The sequence below is a fragment of the Kineosporia sp. R_H_3 genome (assembly GCF_002198675.1).
GTDB lineage: Bacteria > Actinomycetota > Actinomycetes > Actinomycetales > Kineosporiaceae > R-H-3.
The window spans coordinates 1-18,989 of the sequence record NZ_MWLL01000263.1 but is presented as its reverse complement, the minus strand read 5'-3'; the positions used below and the strand labels follow the sequence as shown (position 1 = coordinate 18,989).

General features: G+C 74.9%; 14 protein-coding genes. 5 read left to right on the top strand and 9 right to left on the bottom strand.

The window, feature by feature from the left end; translation table 11 throughout:
* Nucleotides 1–355: 355 nt before the first annotated feature.
* The 3 genes from ECOMGDLI_RS32930 to ECOMGDLI_RS32920 all read left to right on the top strand — a co-directional run bounded on the left by ECOMGDLI_RS32930 (nucleotide 356) and on the right by ECOMGDLI_RS32920 (nucleotide 3,185).
* Nucleotides 356–1,186, top strand: a complete 831-nt coding sequence (locus ECOMGDLI_RS32930; RefSeq protein WP_088321037.1) for a hypothetical protein — start codon at nucleotides 356–358, stop codon at nucleotides 1,184–1,186.
* A gap of 108 nt (nucleotides 1,187–1,294) precedes the next feature.
* A complete protein-coding gene (locus tag ECOMGDLI_RS32925) occupies nucleotides 1,295–2,488 on the top strand; it encodes an acyl-CoA dehydrogenase family protein (protein ID WP_088321036.1) in 1,194 nt (397 codons plus the stop codon).
* A gap of 82 nt (nucleotides 2,489–2,570) precedes the next feature.
* On the top strand, nucleotides 2,571–3,185 hold the full coding sequence (locus tag ECOMGDLI_RS32920) for a dihydrofolate reductase family protein (RefSeq protein WP_088321035.1): 615 nt from the start codon (nucleotides 2,571–2,573) through the stop codon (nucleotides 3,183–3,185).
* A 113-nt stretch (nucleotides 3,186–3,298) separates the two neighbouring features.
* Here ECOMGDLI_RS32920 and ECOMGDLI_RS32915 read toward each other — a convergent pair whose 3' ends face one another.
* The 5 genes from ECOMGDLI_RS32915 to ECOMGDLI_RS32890 form a co-directional block, all read right to left on the bottom strand.
* On the bottom strand, nucleotides 3,299–4,828 hold the full coding sequence (locus ECOMGDLI_RS32915; RefSeq protein ID WP_088321034.1) for a hypothetical protein: 1,530 nt from the start codon (nucleotides 4,826–4,828) through the stop codon (nucleotides 3,299–3,301).
* The gene (locus ECOMGDLI_RS32910) at nucleotides 4,825–5,580 is read right to left on the bottom strand and encodes an ABC transporter ATP-binding protein (protein ID WP_088321033.1); all 756 of its coding nucleotides are present in this window, start codon (nucleotides 5,578–5,580) and stop codon (nucleotides 4,825–4,827) included. Before ECOMGDLI_RS32910 ends, ECOMGDLI_RS32915 begins: the two co-directional genes overlap by 4 nt.
* A complete protein-coding gene (locus tag ECOMGDLI_RS32905) occupies nucleotides 5,577–6,203 on the bottom strand; it encodes a PadR family transcriptional regulator (RefSeq protein ID WP_088321032.1) in 627 nt (208 codons plus the stop codon). The genes ECOMGDLI_RS32910 and ECOMGDLI_RS32905 overlap by 4 nt, the downstream gene beginning before the upstream one ends.
* A gap of 1,530 nt (nucleotides 6,204–7,733) precedes the next feature.
* Complete coding sequence (locus ECOMGDLI_RS32895; protein WP_088321031.1) at nucleotides 7,734–9,632, bottom strand: propionyl-CoA synthetase; 1,899 nt, start codon at nucleotides 9,630–9,632, stop codon at nucleotides 7,734–7,736.
* Between the two features lie 165 nt (nucleotides 9,633–9,797).
* Nucleotides 9,798–10,946, bottom strand: coding sequence for a hypothetical protein (locus ECOMGDLI_RS32890; RefSeq protein WP_143448076.1), 1,149 nt, complete (start codon nucleotides 10,944–10,946; stop codon nucleotides 9,798–9,800).
* Between the two features lie 216 nt (nucleotides 10,947–11,162).
* On the opposite strand from ECOMGDLI_RS32890, the gene ECOMGDLI_RS32885 reads away from it, so the two are divergent.
* Nucleotides 11,163–11,573: a PPOX class F420-dependent oxidoreductase gene (locus ECOMGDLI_RS32885; RefSeq protein ID WP_088321029.1), complete on the top strand. Its 411-nt coding sequence runs from the start codon at nucleotides 11,163–11,165 to the stop codon at nucleotides 11,571–11,573.
* A 3-nt stretch (nucleotides 11,574–11,576) separates the two neighbouring features.
* On the opposite strand, the gene ECOMGDLI_RS32880 is transcribed toward ECOMGDLI_RS32885, so the two are convergent.
* A complete protein-coding gene (locus tag ECOMGDLI_RS32880) occupies nucleotides 11,577–12,134 on the bottom strand; it encodes a DivIVA domain-containing protein (protein ID WP_158220420.1) in 558 nt (185 codons plus the stop codon).
* A gap of 160 nt (nucleotides 12,135–12,294) precedes the next feature.
* Nucleotides 12,295–13,656: a 23S rRNA (adenine(2503)-C(2))-methyltransferase RlmN gene (gene rlmN, locus ECOMGDLI_RS32875; RefSeq protein ID WP_088321027.1), complete on the bottom strand. Its 1,362-nt coding sequence runs from the start codon at nucleotides 13,654–13,656 to the stop codon at nucleotides 12,295–12,297.
* 735 nt (nucleotides 13,657–14,391) lie between these two features.
* Between rlmN and ECOMGDLI_RS32870 the strand changes: the two genes are divergently transcribed.
* Nucleotides 14,392–16,992 (top strand): phosphoketolase, encoded by a 2,601-nt coding sequence (locus ECOMGDLI_RS32870; protein WP_088321026.1) that lies wholly within the window; start codon nucleotides 14,392–14,394, stop codon nucleotides 16,990–16,992.
* A 34-nt stretch (nucleotides 16,993–17,026) separates the two neighbouring features.
* Here the strand turns inward: ECOMGDLI_RS32870 and ECOMGDLI_RS32865 are convergent, their stop codons facing one another.
* Nucleotides 17,027–17,557 (bottom strand): NUDIX domain-containing protein, encoded by a 531-nt coding sequence (locus ECOMGDLI_RS32865; protein ID WP_143448075.1) that lies wholly within the window; start codon nucleotides 17,555–17,557, stop codon nucleotides 17,027–17,029.
* 14 nt (nucleotides 17,558–17,571) lie between these two features.
* On the bottom strand, nucleotides 17,572–18,989 hold a 1,418-nt coding region (locus tag ECOMGDLI_RS32860; RefSeq protein ID WP_233153734.1), incomplete at its 5' end, for a phosphatidate cytidylyltransferase.

Here is an 18,989-nt window from a genome sequence, read left to right as displayed (position 1 = left end):
CCGCACGCGGTGAGGCCGAGGGCGAGCAGAGCGGTGCCGGCGAGGAGCGGGAGGCGGTGGAGCGTCATGGCGATCGTGCCCTTCCGGACCGTCACGGTCCTGGCGAGTGTCTGGCGGGTGCCGTCCTGTCGACCGCCCCCTCGGCGGTCCGGCAGGTACGAGCGGCCGCGCGGCGGAAAAGTTCACGGGGATTGACGCGACGGCCGGGGACTCGCCAGGATCTGGCCCAGAGCGCACCAGGGCGCCTCCTGTCCGCGGCAAGCACCGAGTGCACCTGGGGAGCACCACACCCGTCGCACGGACCCCTCTTGCGGTCCCGGCTCAGCGGACGCGGGATCTGCCGCAGGAGGCAGCCATGAACGACACCGCCACGCCCGTCACCGCGCCCGTTCACGGGCACGACCACGCCCCGGACGACCCGGCGCACGACCACGACCACAGCCGGCACACCGGGGACGTCGTCCCGCTGCCGGGCAACCCGGACCTCAAGCAGCTCGCGACCCAGGCCAAGGACCTGCGCCGGGGCGTCCGGCGCGGGGTGCCGGACGACGTCGCGACCGTCGCCGCCCACCACCCGCGCGGCGCCGAGCTCACGGCCACCGCGGCGGGCCGGGCCGCGCTGACGCTGCGGGACGCGCAGGTCGCGCTCGCCCGCAAGCACGGCTTCGAGGGGTGGCAGGCGCTCGTGCAGAACGTCGGCCGGGCACGCGTCGAGGAGCGCGACATGCACCGCTGGTTCGGCGTCGAGCTGAACAACGAGGTGTGGTCGCTGCTCGGCGACGGCATCACCCCGGACAGCCCGCAGGACGACAAGGACCTCGTGCTCTACGGCGCGTACGCGTCGGCCCGGCACTGGCGCGAGTGCGGCGACGCCGCGAACGCGGCCCGGGCCGAGCACGCGATCGCCCGGGCGGCGCTGGCGGTCGGCGAGCCCGACGTCGCGCTGCGGCACGCCCGGCGCTGCCTCGCGCTCGTCGAGGCGAACCCGGACGTCACGGCCGACTGGGACGCCCCGTTCGCGCACGAGGCGCTCGCCCGCGCCCTCGCGGCGACCGGCGACCTCGAGGCGGGCCGGGCCCACCGGGAGACCGCCGTCCGGCTCACCGCGGCGTGCGCCGACCCGGGCGACCGCGAGGTCCTCGAGGCCGAGCTGAGCCGGGCGCCCTGGTTCGGCCTCGACGCGTAGGCGGCCGCCGCTGAGGTTCGCCCGGCTGGCGACCGTCGGCTCCACGACCCGCCCGGATGTCACCGATGCGCTGTGTCGGTGGCGTCCGGGCGGTGGAACGATGGGGGCATGACGACGTCCCCCGACGACCTCCTCGCCCTCGACGCGGTCCTCACCGACGACGAGCGCGACACCGCGAAGACGGTCCGCGCCGTGCTCGACGAGCACGTCCGCCCGAACGTGGGCCGCTGGTACCTCGACGGCTCGCTGCCGGCGCGCGACCTCGCCCTGCTCTTCGGCGAGCTCGGCCTGCTCGGGATGCACCTCGAGGGCTACGGCTGCGCCGGCACGACCGCGACGATGTACGGCGTCGCGTGCCGCGAGCTCGAGGCGGTCGACGGCGGGATCCGGTCGCTCGTGTCGGTGCAGGGGTCGCTCGCGATGTACGCGATCCACGCGTTCGGCTCCGAGGAGCAGAAGAGCCGCTGGCTGCCGGAGATGGCCGCCGGCCGAGCGCTCGGCTGCTTCGGCCTCACCGAGCCGGACGCCGGCTCCGACCCCTCGTCGATGCGCACCAAGGCCCGCCGCGACGGCACCGGGGACACCGCGGACTGGGTGCTCGACGGCGCGAAGATGTGGATCACGAACTCCCCCGTGGCCGACGTCGCCGTCGTCTGGGCGAAGACCGAGGACGGCGTCCGCGGGTTCGTCGTCCCGACCGACAGCCCCGGCTTCAGCGCCCCCGAGATCGAGGACAAGCTCTCGCTGCGCGCGTCGGTGACCGGCCAGATCGTGCTCGAGGGCGTCCGGCTGCCGCACGACGCGGTGCTCCCGGGCGTCGTCGGCCTCAAGGGCCCGCTGTCCTGCCTCACCGAGGCCCGCTTCGGCATCCTCTGGGGCGTCACCGGCGCCCTGCGGGACAGCCTCACGGTCGCGCTCGACTACGCCGCCACCCGGGTGCAGTTCGACCGGCCGATCGCCGGCTTCCAGCTGACCCAGGCGAAGTTCGCGGACGCCGAGGCGGCGTACGTGAAGTCGGTGCTCCTCGCCCTTCACATCGGCCGGGTCAAGGACGGCGAGGTGCCGGGCGCCCGGCTCACCCCGGAGATGATCAGCCTCGGCAAGATGGACAACGTGCGGACGGCGCTGGAGGTCACCCGGACGCTGCGCTCGGTCCTCGGCGGGTCGGGCATCACCGCCGACTACTCGCCGCTGCGGCACACGACGAACCTCGAGACGGTGCTCACGTACGAGGGCACCCAGGAGGTGCACCAGCTCGTCGTCGGGAAGGCGCTCACGGGGCTCAACGCGTTCTCGGGCTGAGGATCACCCGGCGGGCCGATGAGATCGTGGTGGCGGTCCGGTCCACCGACACGTCCCCGCTCCCACCGAAGGGTCCACCGCGATGGCGAAGCTCGTCTCCACCCTGTTCGTCTCGGCCGACGGCGTCGCCGAGATCGACCCGGCCTGGCACTTCCCGTACTTCGACGAGAACATGGGCCGCGCGGTCGGCGAGGACTACGACACCGCGGACGTGCTGCTCATCGGCCGCGAGACGTACGACAGCTTCGCCGGCGCGTGGCCCGACCGGGAGGCCGCGGGCGGTGACGACGCGGGCTTCGCCAAGCAGCTCGGGGACGTCCGCAAGGTCGTCGTGTCCCGCAGCCCGCTCGAGTTCACGTGGCGCGGCTCCGAACTCCTCGGGGGCGAGCTCGTCGAGGCGGTCACCGCCTTGAAGGCGGACCCCGGCGTACGCGGGATCCTCGTGCCCGGCTCGATCTCCGTCGTCCAGCAACTGCTCGCCGCGGGGCTCGTCGACGAGCTGCGCCTGCTCGTGCACCCGGTCGCCGCGCGGAAGGGCCGCCGGCTCTTCGACGACGGCGACGCGCCGTACCACCTCTCCGTCGTCGCAACCGAGGTCTTCCCGACCGGGGTGATCCGCGTCGTCTACGCCCCGACCGAACCGCCGGCGCCGGCCGGCTACGACGACGTCACGGACCAGGTGCCCGAGGGGAAGTAGCGGCCGGGCCTCAGCCGCCGAGGAGCGACACACCCGCCACGGCGCCCGCCCCGGGCGACGGCGCCCGTTGCGTCCCACCACGGGCGCGCGCCGCGTGCCCGCGGGCGGGCGCGTCAGGCCGTGCGCAGGCTCTCGACCGACATCGCCTCGGCGAGCGGGCGGCGCAGCAGCCGCTGGGCCCCGGCCGCGCCGAGAGCCGCTGCGCCACCGGCGAGGAGCACCGCGACGACGACGGCGCCGAGCGCCGCGGCCATCACCCAGAGCCGGCCGCCGCCTTCCGCGACGACGAACCACCCGCCGAGCAGCGTCGCGCCCACGATCGCGCCGCCGATCGCCGGGAGCACGGAGACGGACCGCAGCTGGGTGCGGACGACGCGGACCACCGTTCCCGGCTCCGCACCGAGCGCGACGAGCGCGGCGGTCGGACGGCGCGCGTCGAGCACCTGCTCGGCGGCACCGACGACGAGCGACAGCGCCGCGACGACCGCGGCGAGACCGATGGCGCCGAGGGCGGTGAGGATCCCGCCGCCGAAGAAGGCGAGGTCGTAGGGGTCGGTCCGGCCGCTGAGGAAGATGCCGATGACGTCGCTCACCGCGAAGCCGACGGCGAGCCCGACGGCGAGGAGCACCCCGGCGACGCGGCCGGGGGTCCGCGGGTCCGCGAGGAGCCGGCGGCCCGCGAGCACGGCGACCGGGCTCCCTCGACGGAGGTGGCGCCGTCCGACGGCGACGACGATCCAGGGCCCGGCCGCGACGGCGGCCGCGACGAAGACCAGCGGCAGCACGAGGACGACGACCCCGGCCGCCGCGCCGTTCGGGGCCAGGACGAACAGCGCCAGGCCGAGCAGGAGCACGCCGAGGGTGACCCCCGTCGCCGTGGCGGACGAGCGGCTGAGCGGGCGCGCACGACGGCGCGTGAGACCGATCGCGTCGACCGTGCCGACGTCCGCGGCGCGCCGGGCGGCGAGCACCGCCGCCACGACGACGAGGAGGGCGACGACCGGCCAGCCGATGACGAGGGCGGGGCCGGGGGGCGGCAGGAGGCGCCAGCCGCTCGGCGGCAGCACCCCGAGGAGGAGCCAGAGCCCGAGATAGGCGGGCAGACCCGCCAGCCCGGCGACGAGCCCGGTGCCGCGGACCTCCGCCGCGGCGATCCGGCGCAGGTCGGCGGACGTCGAGCCCTGCAGGCGCAGCGCCGCGAGCCGGCGCTCCCGGGCCGCGCTGCCGAGCCGCACGACCTGCAGGGCGAAGAGCGCGAACGGGACGACGAGGAGCAGGGCCGCCACGACGACGCCCGGGCGCAGCCCGGACTCGCCGACGTACGGCGCGAGGCCGGAGGTGTCCGGGACGAGGCGGCCGCCGAAGGTGAGGTCGTCGATCGGCTCCGAGACCCCCGGCGGGGACGTCACGCTGTAGCCACCGCCGCCCGCCAGGCAGACCGTCGAGCCGCCCGCCGTGCGCAGGCACTCCGGACCTGCGAGACCGAAGGTCCCGATGGCGATCGCCGCGAGCAGGAACGCGGCGCAGCACGTGAGCGCCGCCCCGAGCAGCCGGCGCCGTCGTCGCTCGGCCGGGTCCCCTCCGACCGACCGGGCGACGACGGCCGCCGCCCTCCGCGCCCGGGCCGCGGCGCCCCGGGTCACCGGAGCACCGCCTCGGACGCCACCGTGCCGTCGACGAGGCGGACCTCGCGGTCCGCCTTCGCGGCGACCGTGTTGTCGTGCGTCACGAGCACGAGGCTCGCCCCGCGCTCCCGGACGGCCGCGACGAGCAGCCCGAGCACCTGCCGTCCGGCGAGGGTGTCCAGGCTGCCCGTCGGTTCGTCGGCGAAGACGACGCTCGGGCCGGTGACGAGGGCGCGGGCGACGGCGACCCGCTGCGCCTCACCGCCCGACATGTCCGACGGCATGGTCGCCGCGACGTCCTCGGCGCCGCAGCGCTCGAGCCAGTCCAGCGCGAGCCGGCGGGCGCCGTCCGCCGGGCGGCCGTCGAGCAGCAGCGGCAGCGCGACGTTGTCGACGGCGGTGAGCTCCGGGACGAGCTGGCCGAACTGGAGCACGATGCCCACCTGGCGGCGACGCAGCAGCGCCCGGTCGTCCTCGCCGAGGCCGGCGAGGTCCTGGCCGAGCAGGGTGACGGTGCCGGCCTGCGGCACGAGCAGGCCCGCCGCCGCGTGCAGGAGGGTCGACTTGCCGCACCCGCTGGGGCCGGTCACGGCGACGACCTCACCGGCGTCGACGCGCAGGTCGACGCCGCGCAGCGCCACGGTGCGGCGGTAGGCGTGCTGGACGCCGCGCGCCTCGAGGACGGCACCCGCGGGCACCCGGTCCGCGGCCGCGCGGTGGTCGGCCGGCGGGGTCCCGGGCAGGTCGCCCGAGGTGCTCTGCGGGGTCATGCCCGGCTCCTGTCGTGGGAGAGGTCGTCGGAACTGTCGTGGGAGAGGTCGTCGGAACTGTCGCCGGGGCGGTCGCCCGGACGGTCGTGGGCCACGGCCCGGGGGATGCCGTCGGCGGCGGGGTCGGCCGCGACGTACCCCGCCGCGGCCTCGAGCCAGCGCAGGTCGGCGTCGAGGTGCGCGACCGCGTGCTCGACGACGAGCCGGCTCGTCGGGTCCGTCGCGGGCGTCTGCTCGAGCACGCGCATCCGGCGCAGGTGCGCCGCGCGCTGCCGGGCGACGAAGCCCGCCGGGTCGAGGCCGAGCCGCAGCGCGGCGACCGTCTTGCGGATGAGCTCGTCCGCTCCGGGTGCCGCCGGCTCGGCGGGCTCGGCGACCCAGGCGGCCAACCGGGCCCGGCCGGCCGGCGTGATCTCGTACACGGTGCGCTCCGGACCGCCGCCGGTCTCGGTGTGCGCCACGGCGGCGAGCCCGTCGCGCTCGAGCCGCGCGAGCGTCGCGTAGACCTGGCCGAAGGCGAGCGGCCTGCCCTGGTCGAACCAGGTGTCGTGCCCGCGCTTGAGGTCGTACCCGTGGGCCGGCCCGCGCGACAGCAGCGCGAGGACGACGTCGGCTGTGCTCATGGGGCGACTATACACTCGGTGTATTCATGGAGTGAATACTTTCTCCGCCGAGAGGTCGCTGGGCCACCCGTGGACGGCGGAGACCGGACGGGTGACGACACCCGGGCCGGGGAGCCGGCCCCGAGGGCCCGCCTCGTGCCGTCCCGGGTGGGTCTGTCGTGGTTCCCGACTCCCTCGTGGCCCACTGGATCACGCTGCGTTACGCCATCTCGGTATCACTCGGTCAGCGACTGTCACGCATGGTGATGCTCAGCCATTGTTGTTCATGGCAGGCGACACACCGCCGGCCAGAGCGAGCAACGATCCGTCAGGTGCACATGGTCGCCCCGCGCACTCAGCGCAGGACCTGACGGGGAGCTAGTGGCGAACCCCCCGCTCTCGACCGAACGAGACCGTAGGGGGTCCATTCCATGTCCGTCTTCACCCGCGCCACCCGTCCCGCCGGCCGCGCCCGTCGCACGCTCCTCGTCGGCGCCGGCACCGCCGTCGTCCTCGTCGGGGGCGTCGCCGCGGCCCAGGCCGCGATCGTCTCGAACAACGTCATCACGGCCTGCATGAAGACGTCGACCGGCACGATCCGGGTCATCGACACCGCCAAGCAGAAGTGCGTCACCGGCGAGAAGGCGATCGCCTGGAACCAGAAGGGCGTCAAGGGCGACACCGGCGCGACCGGCGCCAAGGGGGCGACCGGGGCGACGGGCGCGACCGGCGCCCCGGTCGCCCCCTTGGCGNGGGTCTCCAGGGCGAGCAGGGTCTCCAGGGCGACCGGGGCCCGAAGGGTGAGAACGGCGGCCCCGGCATCCAGGGCGAGAAGGGCGACACCGGCGCGACCGGGGCGCAGGGCGAGCAGGGCCTCCAGGGCCTGCAGGGCGAGAAGGGCGACACCGGTGCGACCGGCGCGACCGGCGCCCAGGGCGAGCAAGGCCTCCAGGGCCTCCAGGGCCTCCAGGGCGAGAAGGGCGACACCGGCGCGACCGGCGCCCAGGGCGAGCAGGGGCTCCAGGGTCTCCAGGGTCTGCCCGGCGAGACCGGCGCCCAGGGCCCGCAGGGCGAGGTCGGGCCGCAGGGCCCGCAGGGCGAGGCCGGCCCGCAGGGGCCGCAGGGTGAGGCCGGCGCGACCGGCGCCCAGGGCCCCAAGGGCGACACCGGTGCGACCGGCCCCCAGGGCCCCAAGGGCGACACCGGCGCGACCGGCGCGACCGGTGCGACCGGTGCGAGCGGTGCCAGCGGCGCGACCGTCGTCAGCAACAACTCGAACTCGTCGACCGTCACGGCCACCTGCCCGTCCGGCAAGGTCGCGCTCGGCGGCGGCGGCAGCAGCTCGAGCCAGCGCACGGTGACGCAGTCGTTCCCGGTCGTCAACGGCTCGAACCAGGCCACCGGCTGGACGGTCCGCTTCGACAGCTCGAGCAGCAGCAACACGGCGTACGTCATCTGCGCCGCCTGATCCCCGGCCCTACCCGGGGCGCATGACGAAGGGCCCGCCGGTCTCGCGACCGGCGGGCCCTTCGGCGTCATGAGCGCGACCGGTCAGGTGCGGCGCAGCACCGGTGCGAGGGCGTCGAGCACGCTCGCGTCCTCGATCGTGCTCGGTACCGTCGGGGTCTTGCCGTCGGCGATCTCCCGCATCGTCTTGCGCAGGATCTTGCCGGAGCGGGTCTTCGGCAGCGCCGCGACGACGTCGATGTCCCGGAGCGCCGCGACGGCGCCGATCTGGTCGCGGACCGCCTGGACGAGCTCCTTGCGCAGCGTCTCGGGGTCGGCCTCGACCCCCGCCTTGAGGACGACGAACCCTCGCGGCACCTGACCCTTGAGGTCGTCGTGGACGCCGACGACGGCGCACTCGGCGACCATCGGGTGCCCGGCGAGGACGGCCTCCATCGAGCCCGTCGACAGCCGGTGCCCGGCGACGTTGATGACGTCGTCCGTGCGACCCATGACGTAGAGGTAGCCGTCGACGTCCTTGAAGCCGCCGTCACCCGTCAGGTAGTAGCCCGGGTACGCCGACAGGTAGCCGCCGACGTAGCGCTCGTCGTCGTTCCACAGCGTGGGCAGGGTCCCCGGCGGCATCGGCAGCTTGATGCAGATGGCGCCCTCGGCGTCCGGCCCGAGCTCCTCGCCGTACTCGTCGAGCACCTGGACGTCGTAGCCGGGCACGGCGACGGACGGCGACCCGGGCTTGGTCGGCATCGGCTCCAGGCCGCGCAGGTTCGCGCAGATCGGCCAGCCGGTCTCGGTCTGCCACCAGTTGTCGACGACCGGGATGCCCAGGGTGCTCGACGCCCACTCGTAGGTGTCCGGGTCGAGCCGCTCGCCGGCGAGGAAGAGGGTGCGCAGGCAGGAGACGTCGTAGCGCGCGAGGTGCTCGGCGTTCGGGTCCTCCTTCTTGATGGCCCGGAACGCGGTCGGTGCGGTGAACAGCGCCGCGACCTTGTGCTCGCTGATGACCCGCCAGAACGCGCCCGCGTCCGGCGTCCCGACGGGCTTGCCCTCGTAGAGCACCGTCGTGGCGCCGAGGAGCAGCGGCGCGTAGACGATGTAGGAGTGGCCGACGACCCAGCCGACGTCGCTGGCCGCCCAGAACACCTCGCCGGGGTTGATCCCGTAGACGTTCGACATCGACCAGTGCAGCGCGACCGCGTGCCCGCCGTTGTCGCGGACGATGCCCTTGGGCTTGCCCGTCGTGCCGGACGTGTAGAGCACGTAGAGCGGGTCGGTCGCCTCGACGGGCACGCACTCGGCGGGGTCGACGGCGCCCGGCCGCATGACCGTGGCCCAGTCGACGTCCCGCTCCCCCATCTCGGCGACGACCTGCGGCCGCTGGAGGATGACGCAGCGGTCCGGCTTGTGGGTCGCGAGCTCGATCGCGTGGTCGAGCATCGGCTTGTAGGGGATCGTCCGTGACGGCTCGATGCCGCACGACGCCGAGACGATGACCTTCGGGGTCGCGTCGTCGATCCGGATCGCGAGCTCGTTCGGCGCGAAGCCGCCGAAGACGACGGAGTGCACGGCGCCGATCCGGGCGCACGCGAGCATCGCGACCGCGGCCTCGGGCACCATCGGCATGTAGACGACGACCCGGTCGCCCTTCTCCACCCCGAGCGCCCGGAGCACGCCGGCGAACCGTGCGACCTGCTCGAGGAGCTGGGCGTAGGTGATGACCTTCTGCGTGCCGGTCACCGGGGAGTCGTGGATGATCGCCGGTTGGTCGCCGCGGCCGTGGACCACGTGCCGGTCCAGCGCGTTGAAGCACGTGTTGAGGACGCCCCCGCGGAACCAGCGGTAGAACGGCGGGACGTCGTCGTCGAGCACGCGCACGGGTTTCCTGATCCAGTCGATGCCTGCTGCGGCGTCGCCCCAGAATCCGGCCGGGTCCTCGATGCTGCGGCGGTACGCGTCCGCGTAGGCGCCGTTGCCCTGGGTCGTCATGGGTGCATCGTCGCGGCTCCGCCGCCCGGCGTCGAGCGGCACCCCGTGCCGCGCGACGACGGGGCACCCGCGTGCGACGAGCGGCGGGCGTCGTCGCGGGTCACCAGGACCGAAGGTCGGGACCGGCGTCCGACCGCCGTGACACCGGCGACACCGGCGACACCGTCACCGGACCGGGTGGATGTCCGGCCTCGTGTCGACGACCGGGTCCGGCGCGTCGGCGGCGGTGAGGTCGAGCGTCGCCGTCCCGACGACGGGCAGGTCGGTGAGGGTGTCCACCCGCGCCGGCGGTGCCGCGGGCAGCAGCCGAGGTGGCACGTCGGACGGCGGTGCCGCCGGACGACGGGCCCGCCGCCGCGCCACGACGGTGCCGAGCCCGGTGAGGACGACCACGACGAGGACGGCGAGCGCCGCCGACCCCCAGCCGGGCCACCACACCCCGACCTGGGTGCGCCAGTCCTTGATCGGGCCGCCCTGCGGGAGCAGGACCGTCGGCGCGGTGCCGAGGTCGCGGCCGGACAGCGCCGTGACGACCCAGCCGCGGGCCGGCACGGTGCGGGCCTCGAGCGCGGGCAGCGACGCGGGCAGGGTCCGTGCGTTGTCCACCGTGAACGTCGGGACGCTGCTGCGTGCGTTCCCCGACGGCGCCGGGCCCGTGAGCGACTCCGCGGCCGCGTCCGCGGTGCCGGCGGCGTCCGTCGCCCCGGCGAGGTCGTCCGCCGTGGGCAGGGCGAGGTCAGGCTGGGCCGGCGCGAGCACGCGCGGAGCGACCGTGAGGAGCGTGACCGCGCCGGTCGCCGTCGGCCAGGCCGTGGACGGCACGAGCGGTGTCGACGTCGCGAAGTCGATCGACACCGGGCCGACGACGGTCGAGGGCGTCGACGTCGTCACGGTGACGACCTGGACGGTCCAGCCGAGCCTGCGGACGTCGCGCGCCCAGTCCCGGGTCGCGGCGTCGTCCTCCAGGCCCGCGGCGCGGGCGGCGGCGAGCACGGCCGCCTGCCCGGACAGCCGGCCGGTCCGGACCCCGGACACGGTCGTGCCGGTCGCGGCGAGCGGGGAGGCGAGGTTGTCACGGGCGCGGGCGCCGTCGTCCGAGAAGAGCAGCCACGGGTGCGTGACGAGCCAGCGGTCGCGCGGCCTGGCGACGTCCGCGACCTGGCCCAGGGTGCCCGCGGCGAGGGTCGTCGTCCGCGCCCTGGCCGGTGTCGCGACGAGCCAGCTCACCCGGGTCACGGGGCTGTCGAACCGCCAGCGGACGGCCGCGGTCTCCCGGGTGCCGTCCCAGACCACGAGCAGGTCGGTGCCGGTCACCCGCGGCGTGCCGCGGGCAGCGGCAGGTGCGGCGGAGCCCACGAGGGCGGTGACGACGAGTGTCGCGAGACAAGCGACGAAGGCGGTGACGCGTCCCCCCAGACTGCGTCGGCCTGCGACCGCGCAGCGTTGTTGCATACCGTCATCCTCGTCGTTCCGGGGCCGCGATGTGGCCCGGACGCGCCAACTCACGGCCCCCTGCGGCACGCTGGTGCCGTGAGCTTCGACCCGGCCGCGCTGCCGACCGCCGTCCGCACCTTCCTCACCGAGCGGCACCTCGCCACGCTCACGACGCTGCGCCGCGACGGGAGCCCGCACGTCGTCGCCGTCGGGTTCACCTGGGACGACGGCGCGGGGGTCGCGCGGGTCATCACGAGCAGGGCGTCGGTCAAGGTCCGCAACGCGTCCCGGGGCGGCCGGGCGGTCGTGTGCCAGGTCGACGGGCGGCGCTGGCTCGCGCTCGAGGGGATCGCGTCGGTGCGCACCGACGGGGACGCCGTCCGCGACGCGGAGGAGCGCTACGCGGGCCGGTACCGCCGGCCGCGGGAGAACCCGGAGCGCGTCGTCGTCGAGATCGCGGTCGACCGGGTGCTGGGCTGGGTGCCGCCGGACGAGCAGGCCGGCTGACGGTCAGACGGTCGCGACGACGAGGAGCTCGACGACCCGGTCCAGGAACGCGTCGACGGCCGCCTCGCGGTAGCCGCGCGAGCCGCGCCGGCTCTTGAAGACGGCGAGGCGCACCGAGTCCGGCGGGAGCGGGCGGCCCATGCCGAACGACTCCTCGATGCGGCGGCACAGCTCGTCCACCTGGTCGGGGTCGTAGGTGAGCTCGAGGCCGGAGCCTCGCGGGAAGCGCTGGCCGTCGGGGCGGGCGAGCTGCGCGCGCAGCGACTGCTCCTGGGTCCGCAGCTGGCTCTGCCAGCCGGAGGACCCGGCGCGCTCCTCGCCGCGCTGCTTCTCGCGACGGGCGAACGCGTCCTCGATCCGGTCCAGGGCGGCGTCGACCGCTTCGACGTCGTACCCGCCGCGGACGAGGTCGAAGCCGACGGTGCGGACGTGCCATGACGTCATGGCGGGGCCGCGGCCGGCGTCCTCGTAAGCGGCGCGCGCCCGGGCGAGGAAGGCCTCGACCTGCTCGACGTCATAGCCCTTGGCCATGCGGCTCGCATGCGGGAACGTGTCGGTCACCCGATGATTGTGCATCATGACGGGCCCCGGGTCAGGTGCCCTGAGGTCCCCCGGGGTCCACCGTTCGGCTGATCGCGGCGCGTCGCAGGCACTCCCGTCGCGGCGTGTCACGGCGTGTCGCCGGGCGTGTCGCCCTGTGGGCCCGGTCCGGGAGGGCCGGTCAGCCCGCGGTGGCGGCGAGCTGCCCGCAGGCCCCGTCGATCTCCCGCCCGCGCGTGTCGCGCACCGTCGTCGGGACGCCGTGCGCACGGAGCCGGGCGACGAACTCGTCCTGGACCCGCGGGTCGCTCGCGGTCCACCGGGAGCCGGGCGTCGGGTTGAGCGGGATCGGGTTGACGTGCACCCAGCCGCGGCCGCGCTGGTTGAGCAGGGTGCCGAGCCGGTCGGCCCGCCACGCGTGGTCGTTGACGTCGCGGATGAGGGCGTACTCGATGCTCACCCGGCGACCGGTCGCGCGGAAGTAGCCGTAGGCGGCGTCGAGGGCCGCGGCGACGCTGAACCGGGTGTTGATCGGCACGAGCTCGTCGCGCAGCTCGTCGTCCGGGGCGTGCAGCGACAGGGCGAGCGTCACGGGGAGGCCCTCCCCCGCGAGCCGCTCGATCGCCGGCACGAGGCCCACGGTCGACACGGTGACGCCGCGCGCCGACATCCCGAGCCCGTCGGGGCGCGGGTCGGTGAGCCGGCGGACGGCGCCGACGACCGCCCGGTAGTTCGCGAGCGGCTCCCCCATGCCCATGAAGACGACGTTCGAGACCCGGGCCCGGCGCAGCGCGCGCTCGGCGGGCGTGCCGCCGTCCGGGGCCTCGCCGCCGTCCCCGTCCTCGTCGGTCTCGTCGCCGAGCCCGAAGGTGGCCGCGGTCGTCGCACCGGGGAACGCCGCGGTGTCCGGGACGCCGTCCGTCGCACCGGAGGGTGCGCCGTGCGCGAGCCCGCGGGCGGCCGAGACGACCTGCTCGACGATCTCGGCCGTCGACATGTTCCGGGTGAGCCCGGCCTGCCCGGTCGCGCAGAACGGGCAGTTCATCCCGCAGCCGGCCTGGCTCGACACGCAGACGGTCGCCCGCTGCGGGTACCGCATGAGCACGCTCTCGACGAGCGCCCCGTCGAAGAGCTTCCACACCGTCTTGACCGTCGCCCCGCCGTCGCACTCGAGCACGCGCACGGGCGACAGCAGCGACGGCAGGAGGTCGGTGACGAGCCGGTCCCGCGAGGCCGCCGGCAGGTCGGACATCTGTGCGGGGTCGGCCACGAGCCGGTCGAAGTAGTGCACGGACAGCTGCTTGGCCCGGAACGGCTTCTCCCCCAGCGCCGCGACGGCGTCCCGCCGCTCGCCGGCCGTGAGGTCGGCGAGGTGCCGCGGCGGCTTCGGCCGCCGCGGGGCCGCCATCTGCAGCTCGCCCGGCCGCGGGCGGACGGCGGCCTCGGCGGCGGCGACCTCGCCGGCGTCGGCGGACGTGGTGGCGGGCGCGGGCACGGCGGCCTCGGCAGGCAGGGTCCCGGGGGTGGTGTTCTCGATGGACATGAGACCCCCAGTCTCTCATCGCGCGCCCCGTCCGCCTCGCCACGCTGTTTGCTCTGCCCTCGCTTGTGAGGGTTGGGCGACCGTGGGGGTGGACCGACCGGCCGACGCTTTGCTCTGCCATCACCAGCGAGCCAGGCCCCCCGCCGCGACCTGCCCCCACGGGACGCCGTCCCGCTTGCACTGCCATCACCAGCGAGCCAGGACCGCGACCCGCACGACCTGCGGGCCGATCGCGCCACAACGCAACCACAAGTGCCCTGCGACCGCAGGAACCGGCCCGGATCGGGGGTTCTGTATGCGTTGTGGTCATCGACGTCGGACGCCGACCGCTCGCCGCGCCACAGCGTCGACGTTGCACCGCGACACCCCGGGCCGACCTCGGCGTTTCGCGAGGTGACGTCGATCCTGTGGCGCGCCGGCCCGACGCTCGTAGGCGTCTTCGCGCGCACGTCGCGCCGGCTCGCTGGTGATGGCAGAGCAAAGCGTCCTGCGGGCGGCCCCCTCGCAGCCGGTCATCCTCGCTGTCGCTCACCCTCACAACTGAGGGCAGAGCAAACACCCCGGCGACGCGCCGCGACCTGCCGCCCCGGTCGGCATGCACCGGCCGACCGTTCACCGAACGCTCACCCGCCGGCAGGACGTTCGTCGGCGCGTGCGGTGGCAGGCTGCCGAGAGGGTGGAACCGTTTGCGGCAGACGGTCGGTCATCCACCGACGCGACAAGGGGCGGAGCGCCATGTCCACCAGCGAGACCACGAACGCCACCACGTCCAGCAGCGACGCCCCGGAAAACGCTCCGGCGGCCGCCGACGGGTCGCCGTCCGGTACGCCGGGCAGTGCGGACGACGGACCGCGGGCGATCCAGGGGCACGAGGAGGCACCGCAGGCGCACGTCACCCACGAGCCGTACCTGTCCGCCGCCGACCTGGCCGCCCTCGACGCGTGGTGGCGGGCCGCGAACTACCTGTCGGTCGGCCAGATCTACCTCATGGACAACCCGCTGCTGCGCGAGCCGCTCGTCGCCGAGCACGTCAAGCCGCGGCTGCTCGGGCACTGGGGGACGACGCCGGGCCTGAACTTCGTGCACGCGCACCTCAACCGCACGGTGCTCGACCGCGACCTCGACATGATCTACGTCTACGGCCCCGGCCACGGCGGTCCCGGCGCGGTCGCGGCGGCCTGGCTCGACGGCCGGTACAGCGAGGTCTACCCGCGGATCACGCAGGACGAGCTCGGGATGAAGCGGCTGTTCACCCAGTTCTCCTTCCCCGGCGGCATCCCGTCGCACGTCGCCCCGGAGACACCCGGCTCGATCCACGAGGGCGGCGAGCTCGGGTACGCGATCTCGCACGCGTTCGGCGCGGCCTTCGACAACCCCGACCTCGTCGTCGCGTGCGTCGTCGGCGACGGCGAGGCGGAGACCGGCCCGCTCGCGACGTCCTGGCACAGCAACAAGTTCCTCGACCCGGTCGGGGACGGCGCGGTGCTGCCGATCCTCCACCTCAACGGCTACAAGATCGCCAACCCGACGGTGCTGGCGCGCATCCCGGAGAGCGAGCTCCTCGCCCTGCTCACCGGCTACGGCTGGGCGCCGGTCATCGTGTCCGGCGACGACCCCGACGCCATGCACCACGCGTTCGCCCGGGCGCTCGACGGCTGCCTCGACGACATCCGCCGGATCCAGGGCGAGGCCCGCCGCGGCGGCGCGACGCTGCGCCCGCGCTGGCCGATGATCGTGCTGCGCTCCCCGAAGGGCTGGACCGGCCCCGCGGAGGTCGACGGCAAGAAGAGCGAGGGGTCGTGGCGCTCGCACCAGGTGCCGTTCGCCGACACCCGCAAGAACCCCCAGCACCTCGCCCTGCTCGAGGAGTGGATGCGGTCGTACCGGCCCGAGGAGCTCTTCGGGGACGACGGGACGCCGGTCGCGCTCGTCCGCTCGCTCTCCCCGGACGGCGGGCGGCGGCTGTCCGCGAACCCGCACGCGAACGGCGGCGAGCTGCTCCGCGAGCTGCGGATGCCGGACTTCCGCGACTACGCCGTCGACGTCAAGGAGCCCGGCACCGGGGCCGTCGAGTCGACGAAGATCCTCGGCGACTTCCTCCGGGACGTCATGCGGGACAACCTCGACCAGCGCAACTTCCGGGTCTTCGCCCCCGACGAGAACAACTCCAACCGGCTGCAGTCGCTGCTCGAGGTGACGCCGCGGGCCTGGACCGCCGAGACCGTCGAGGGCGACGACAACCTCGGCATCGGCGGCCGGGTCATGGAGATCCTCTCCGAGCACACCTGCCAGGGCTGGCTCGAGGGCTACCTGCTCACCGGCCGGCACGGCTTCTTCTCGTGCTACGAGGCGTTCATCCACATCGTCGACTCGATGTTCAACCAGCACGCCAAGTGGCTGAAGACGACCCGCGACATCCCGTGGCGCCGTCCGGTCGCGTCCCTGAACTACCTGCTGACCTCGCACGTGTGGCGCCAGGACCACAACGGCCTGAGCCACCAGGACCCGGGCTTCATCGACCACGTCGTCAACAAGAAGGCCGACGTCATCCGGGTCTACCTGCCGCCGGACGCGAACACGCTGCTCTCGGTCGGCGACCACTGCCTGCGCAGCCGCAACTACGTCAACGTCATCGTCGCGGGCAAGCAGCCGGCCCTGCAGTACCTGACGATGGACGAGGCGGTCGTCCACTGCACCAAGGGGATCGGCATCTGGGAGTGGGCGAGCACGGACGCCGGCGAGGAGCCGGACATCGTCTTCGGGTGCGCCGGCGACGTCCCGACCCAGGAGGCGCTCGCGGCCGTCGACATCCTCCTCGGCTTCTTCCCGGACCTGAAGATCCGGTTCGTCAACGTCGTCGACCTCATGCGTCTGCAGGACGACCGCGAGCACCCGCACGGCCTGTCCGACACGGCGTTCGACGCGCTCTTCACCAAGGACACCCCGGTCGTCTTCGCCTACCACGGCTACCCGTGGCTGATCCACCGCCTCACGTACCGGCGGACGAACCACGCGAACATCCACGTCCGCGGGTACAAGGAGGAGGGCACGACGACGACGCCCTTCGATATGTGCGTCATGAACCAGATCGACCGCTTCCACCTCGCGATGGACGCCCTCGACCGGCTCCCGCAGCTCGGCGACCGCGCGGCGCACTACCGGCAGCAGCTCCAGGACCTGCTCATCCGGCACCGCCTGCACACCCGGACGACGGGCGAGGACCTGCCCGAGGTCTCGGACTGGACGTGGACCCGCGGCTCCGGCGACGAGGCCGGCGAGCGCCGGCCGAACCGCACGGACGACGTGAGCGCGGCCGCCGCGACGGCGTCCGACTGAACCCCGTCCGCAGCACCGCGCCGGCGGCCCCTCGTCAGAGGTGGCCGTCGGCGCGCAGGCGTTCGACGACGGCGATCTCCCGCGGTACCCACCACAGCGTCGCGTCGAGCCAGTCCGTCGGGTGCGCGGCGAGGACGGCGCGGTTCGCGGCGAGGGCGTCGTCCGGGCGCGCCCACTCCGGCTCGAGCGCGAGGTCGGCCTCGTAGCCCTCGAGGTCGCGCGGCCCCGAGGGCTCGGCGGCGGACGTGACCGCATAGTGGAGCACCGTCATCCGGAAGACCGCGCCGGGCTCGTGGGCGGGGCGGGCGTCGACGACGGTGAGCAGCAGCGGGCCGACCTCGGCCGCGTCGAGCCCGCACTCCTCGCCGAGCTCGCGGACGACGGCCCGCTCGGGCGTCTCCCCCGGCTCGACGCCGCCGCCGGGCAGCTTGAGGTCGCCGTGGCGCGAACGGAGCAGGAGCAGCCGGCCGCCGCGGACGAGGACGCCCTTCGCGGCGAGCCGCTCGATCACCGGTGCGTCGTCCGGCAGCCCCGGCCGGCGCAGGTCGAGCACCGGCGCGCTCATGCGGGCCCCGGGCGTCACAACGCGATCGGCGGGACGAGCACGAGCAGCAGCAGGTACGCCAGCGGGGCGGTCGGCAGGAGCGAGTCGAGCCGGTCCATGATCCCGCCGTGGCCGGGGAGCAGGTGGCCCATGTCCTTGACGCCGAGGTCGCGCTTGAGCAGCGACTCGGACAGGTCGCCGAGGGTAGCGCTGACCGCCGCCGCGGCGCCGACCGCGAGGCCTGCCCACCACGGCCCGTCGAGGAGCAGGACGACGGTGCCCACCCCGGCGACCGCGCAGAGGACGACGGACCCCGCGAAGCCCTCCCAGGACTTCTTCGGGCTGACCGTCGGCGCCATCGGGTGCCGGCCGAAGAGGACGCCGGCGGTGTAACCGCCGACGTCGTTCGCGACGACGACGACGACGAACACGATGACCCGCATGGGGCCGTCGTCCGCGGCGAGCATGAGCATGGCGAAGCCGGCGAGGAACGGCACGTAGGCGGCGGTGAAGACCCCGGCCGTGACGTCCTTGACCGCACCGTCGAAGCCCTCGATGACGCGGTAGAGCAGCACGCCGAAGGCCGTGAGGACGAACGCGACCATGAGCCCGGGCGGGCCGGCGACGAACGCGGAGACGAGCATCCCGACGGCGCCGACGGCGAGCGGCGGGACCGGGACGGCGATGTCCTTCTCGCGCATCGCCGTCGCGATCTCCCAGACCGCGACGACGGCGACGATCGCGACGAGGCCGACGAAGGCCTCCTTGCGCACGAGCAGCGAGGCGAGCACCGCGCCCGCGAGCCCCAGCCCGACGGCGATCGCGGCGGGCAGGTTGCGGCCGGCCTTCGGCGTCGCGTCGGACGGCGGACCGTCCCGCCGTGGGCGGGCGGCCCGGCCCCGGCGGCCGGTCGGCTCGTCACCGCCGCCCGCGCCGGACCGGGCGCGCGGGTCGACGCTCAGCGGGAAGAGGTCGTCGTCGACGTCGTCCCCGGCGGGAGCCTGCGGCCCGGCGGCGCGGGACCCGGCCCGCGACCCGGCCCGGGATCCGGAGCGCGACGGGCGCAGCACCTCGGGCTCGACAACGGACCGCTCGGCGGCGGACGGGTCGGCGACAGGACCGGGGACCTCGCCGTCCGGGTCCTGCGTGGACCCGACGGGGACCCGGCGGACCACGGGCAGCGGGACGGGCATCGGCCCGGCGGGCGACGGGGAGGCGGCGGCCAGGGCACCGGGCACGACGCCCCCGAAGGCGCTCGGCCGCACCGGGGCGCCGGACAGCCGCAGGGCCGGCTGCGGCTGCTCCTCGAGCGCGCGCAGGTCGATGACCCGGCGCTCCCCGGTGCCGCCGACGACGCCCGGCGGCAGCGGTGCGGGGACGTGCTGGACGGGTGCGTGCCGGACGGCCGAGGGGCCGGGTTCGACGGTCTGCGGCCGCGGGGCCGGAGTTCGAC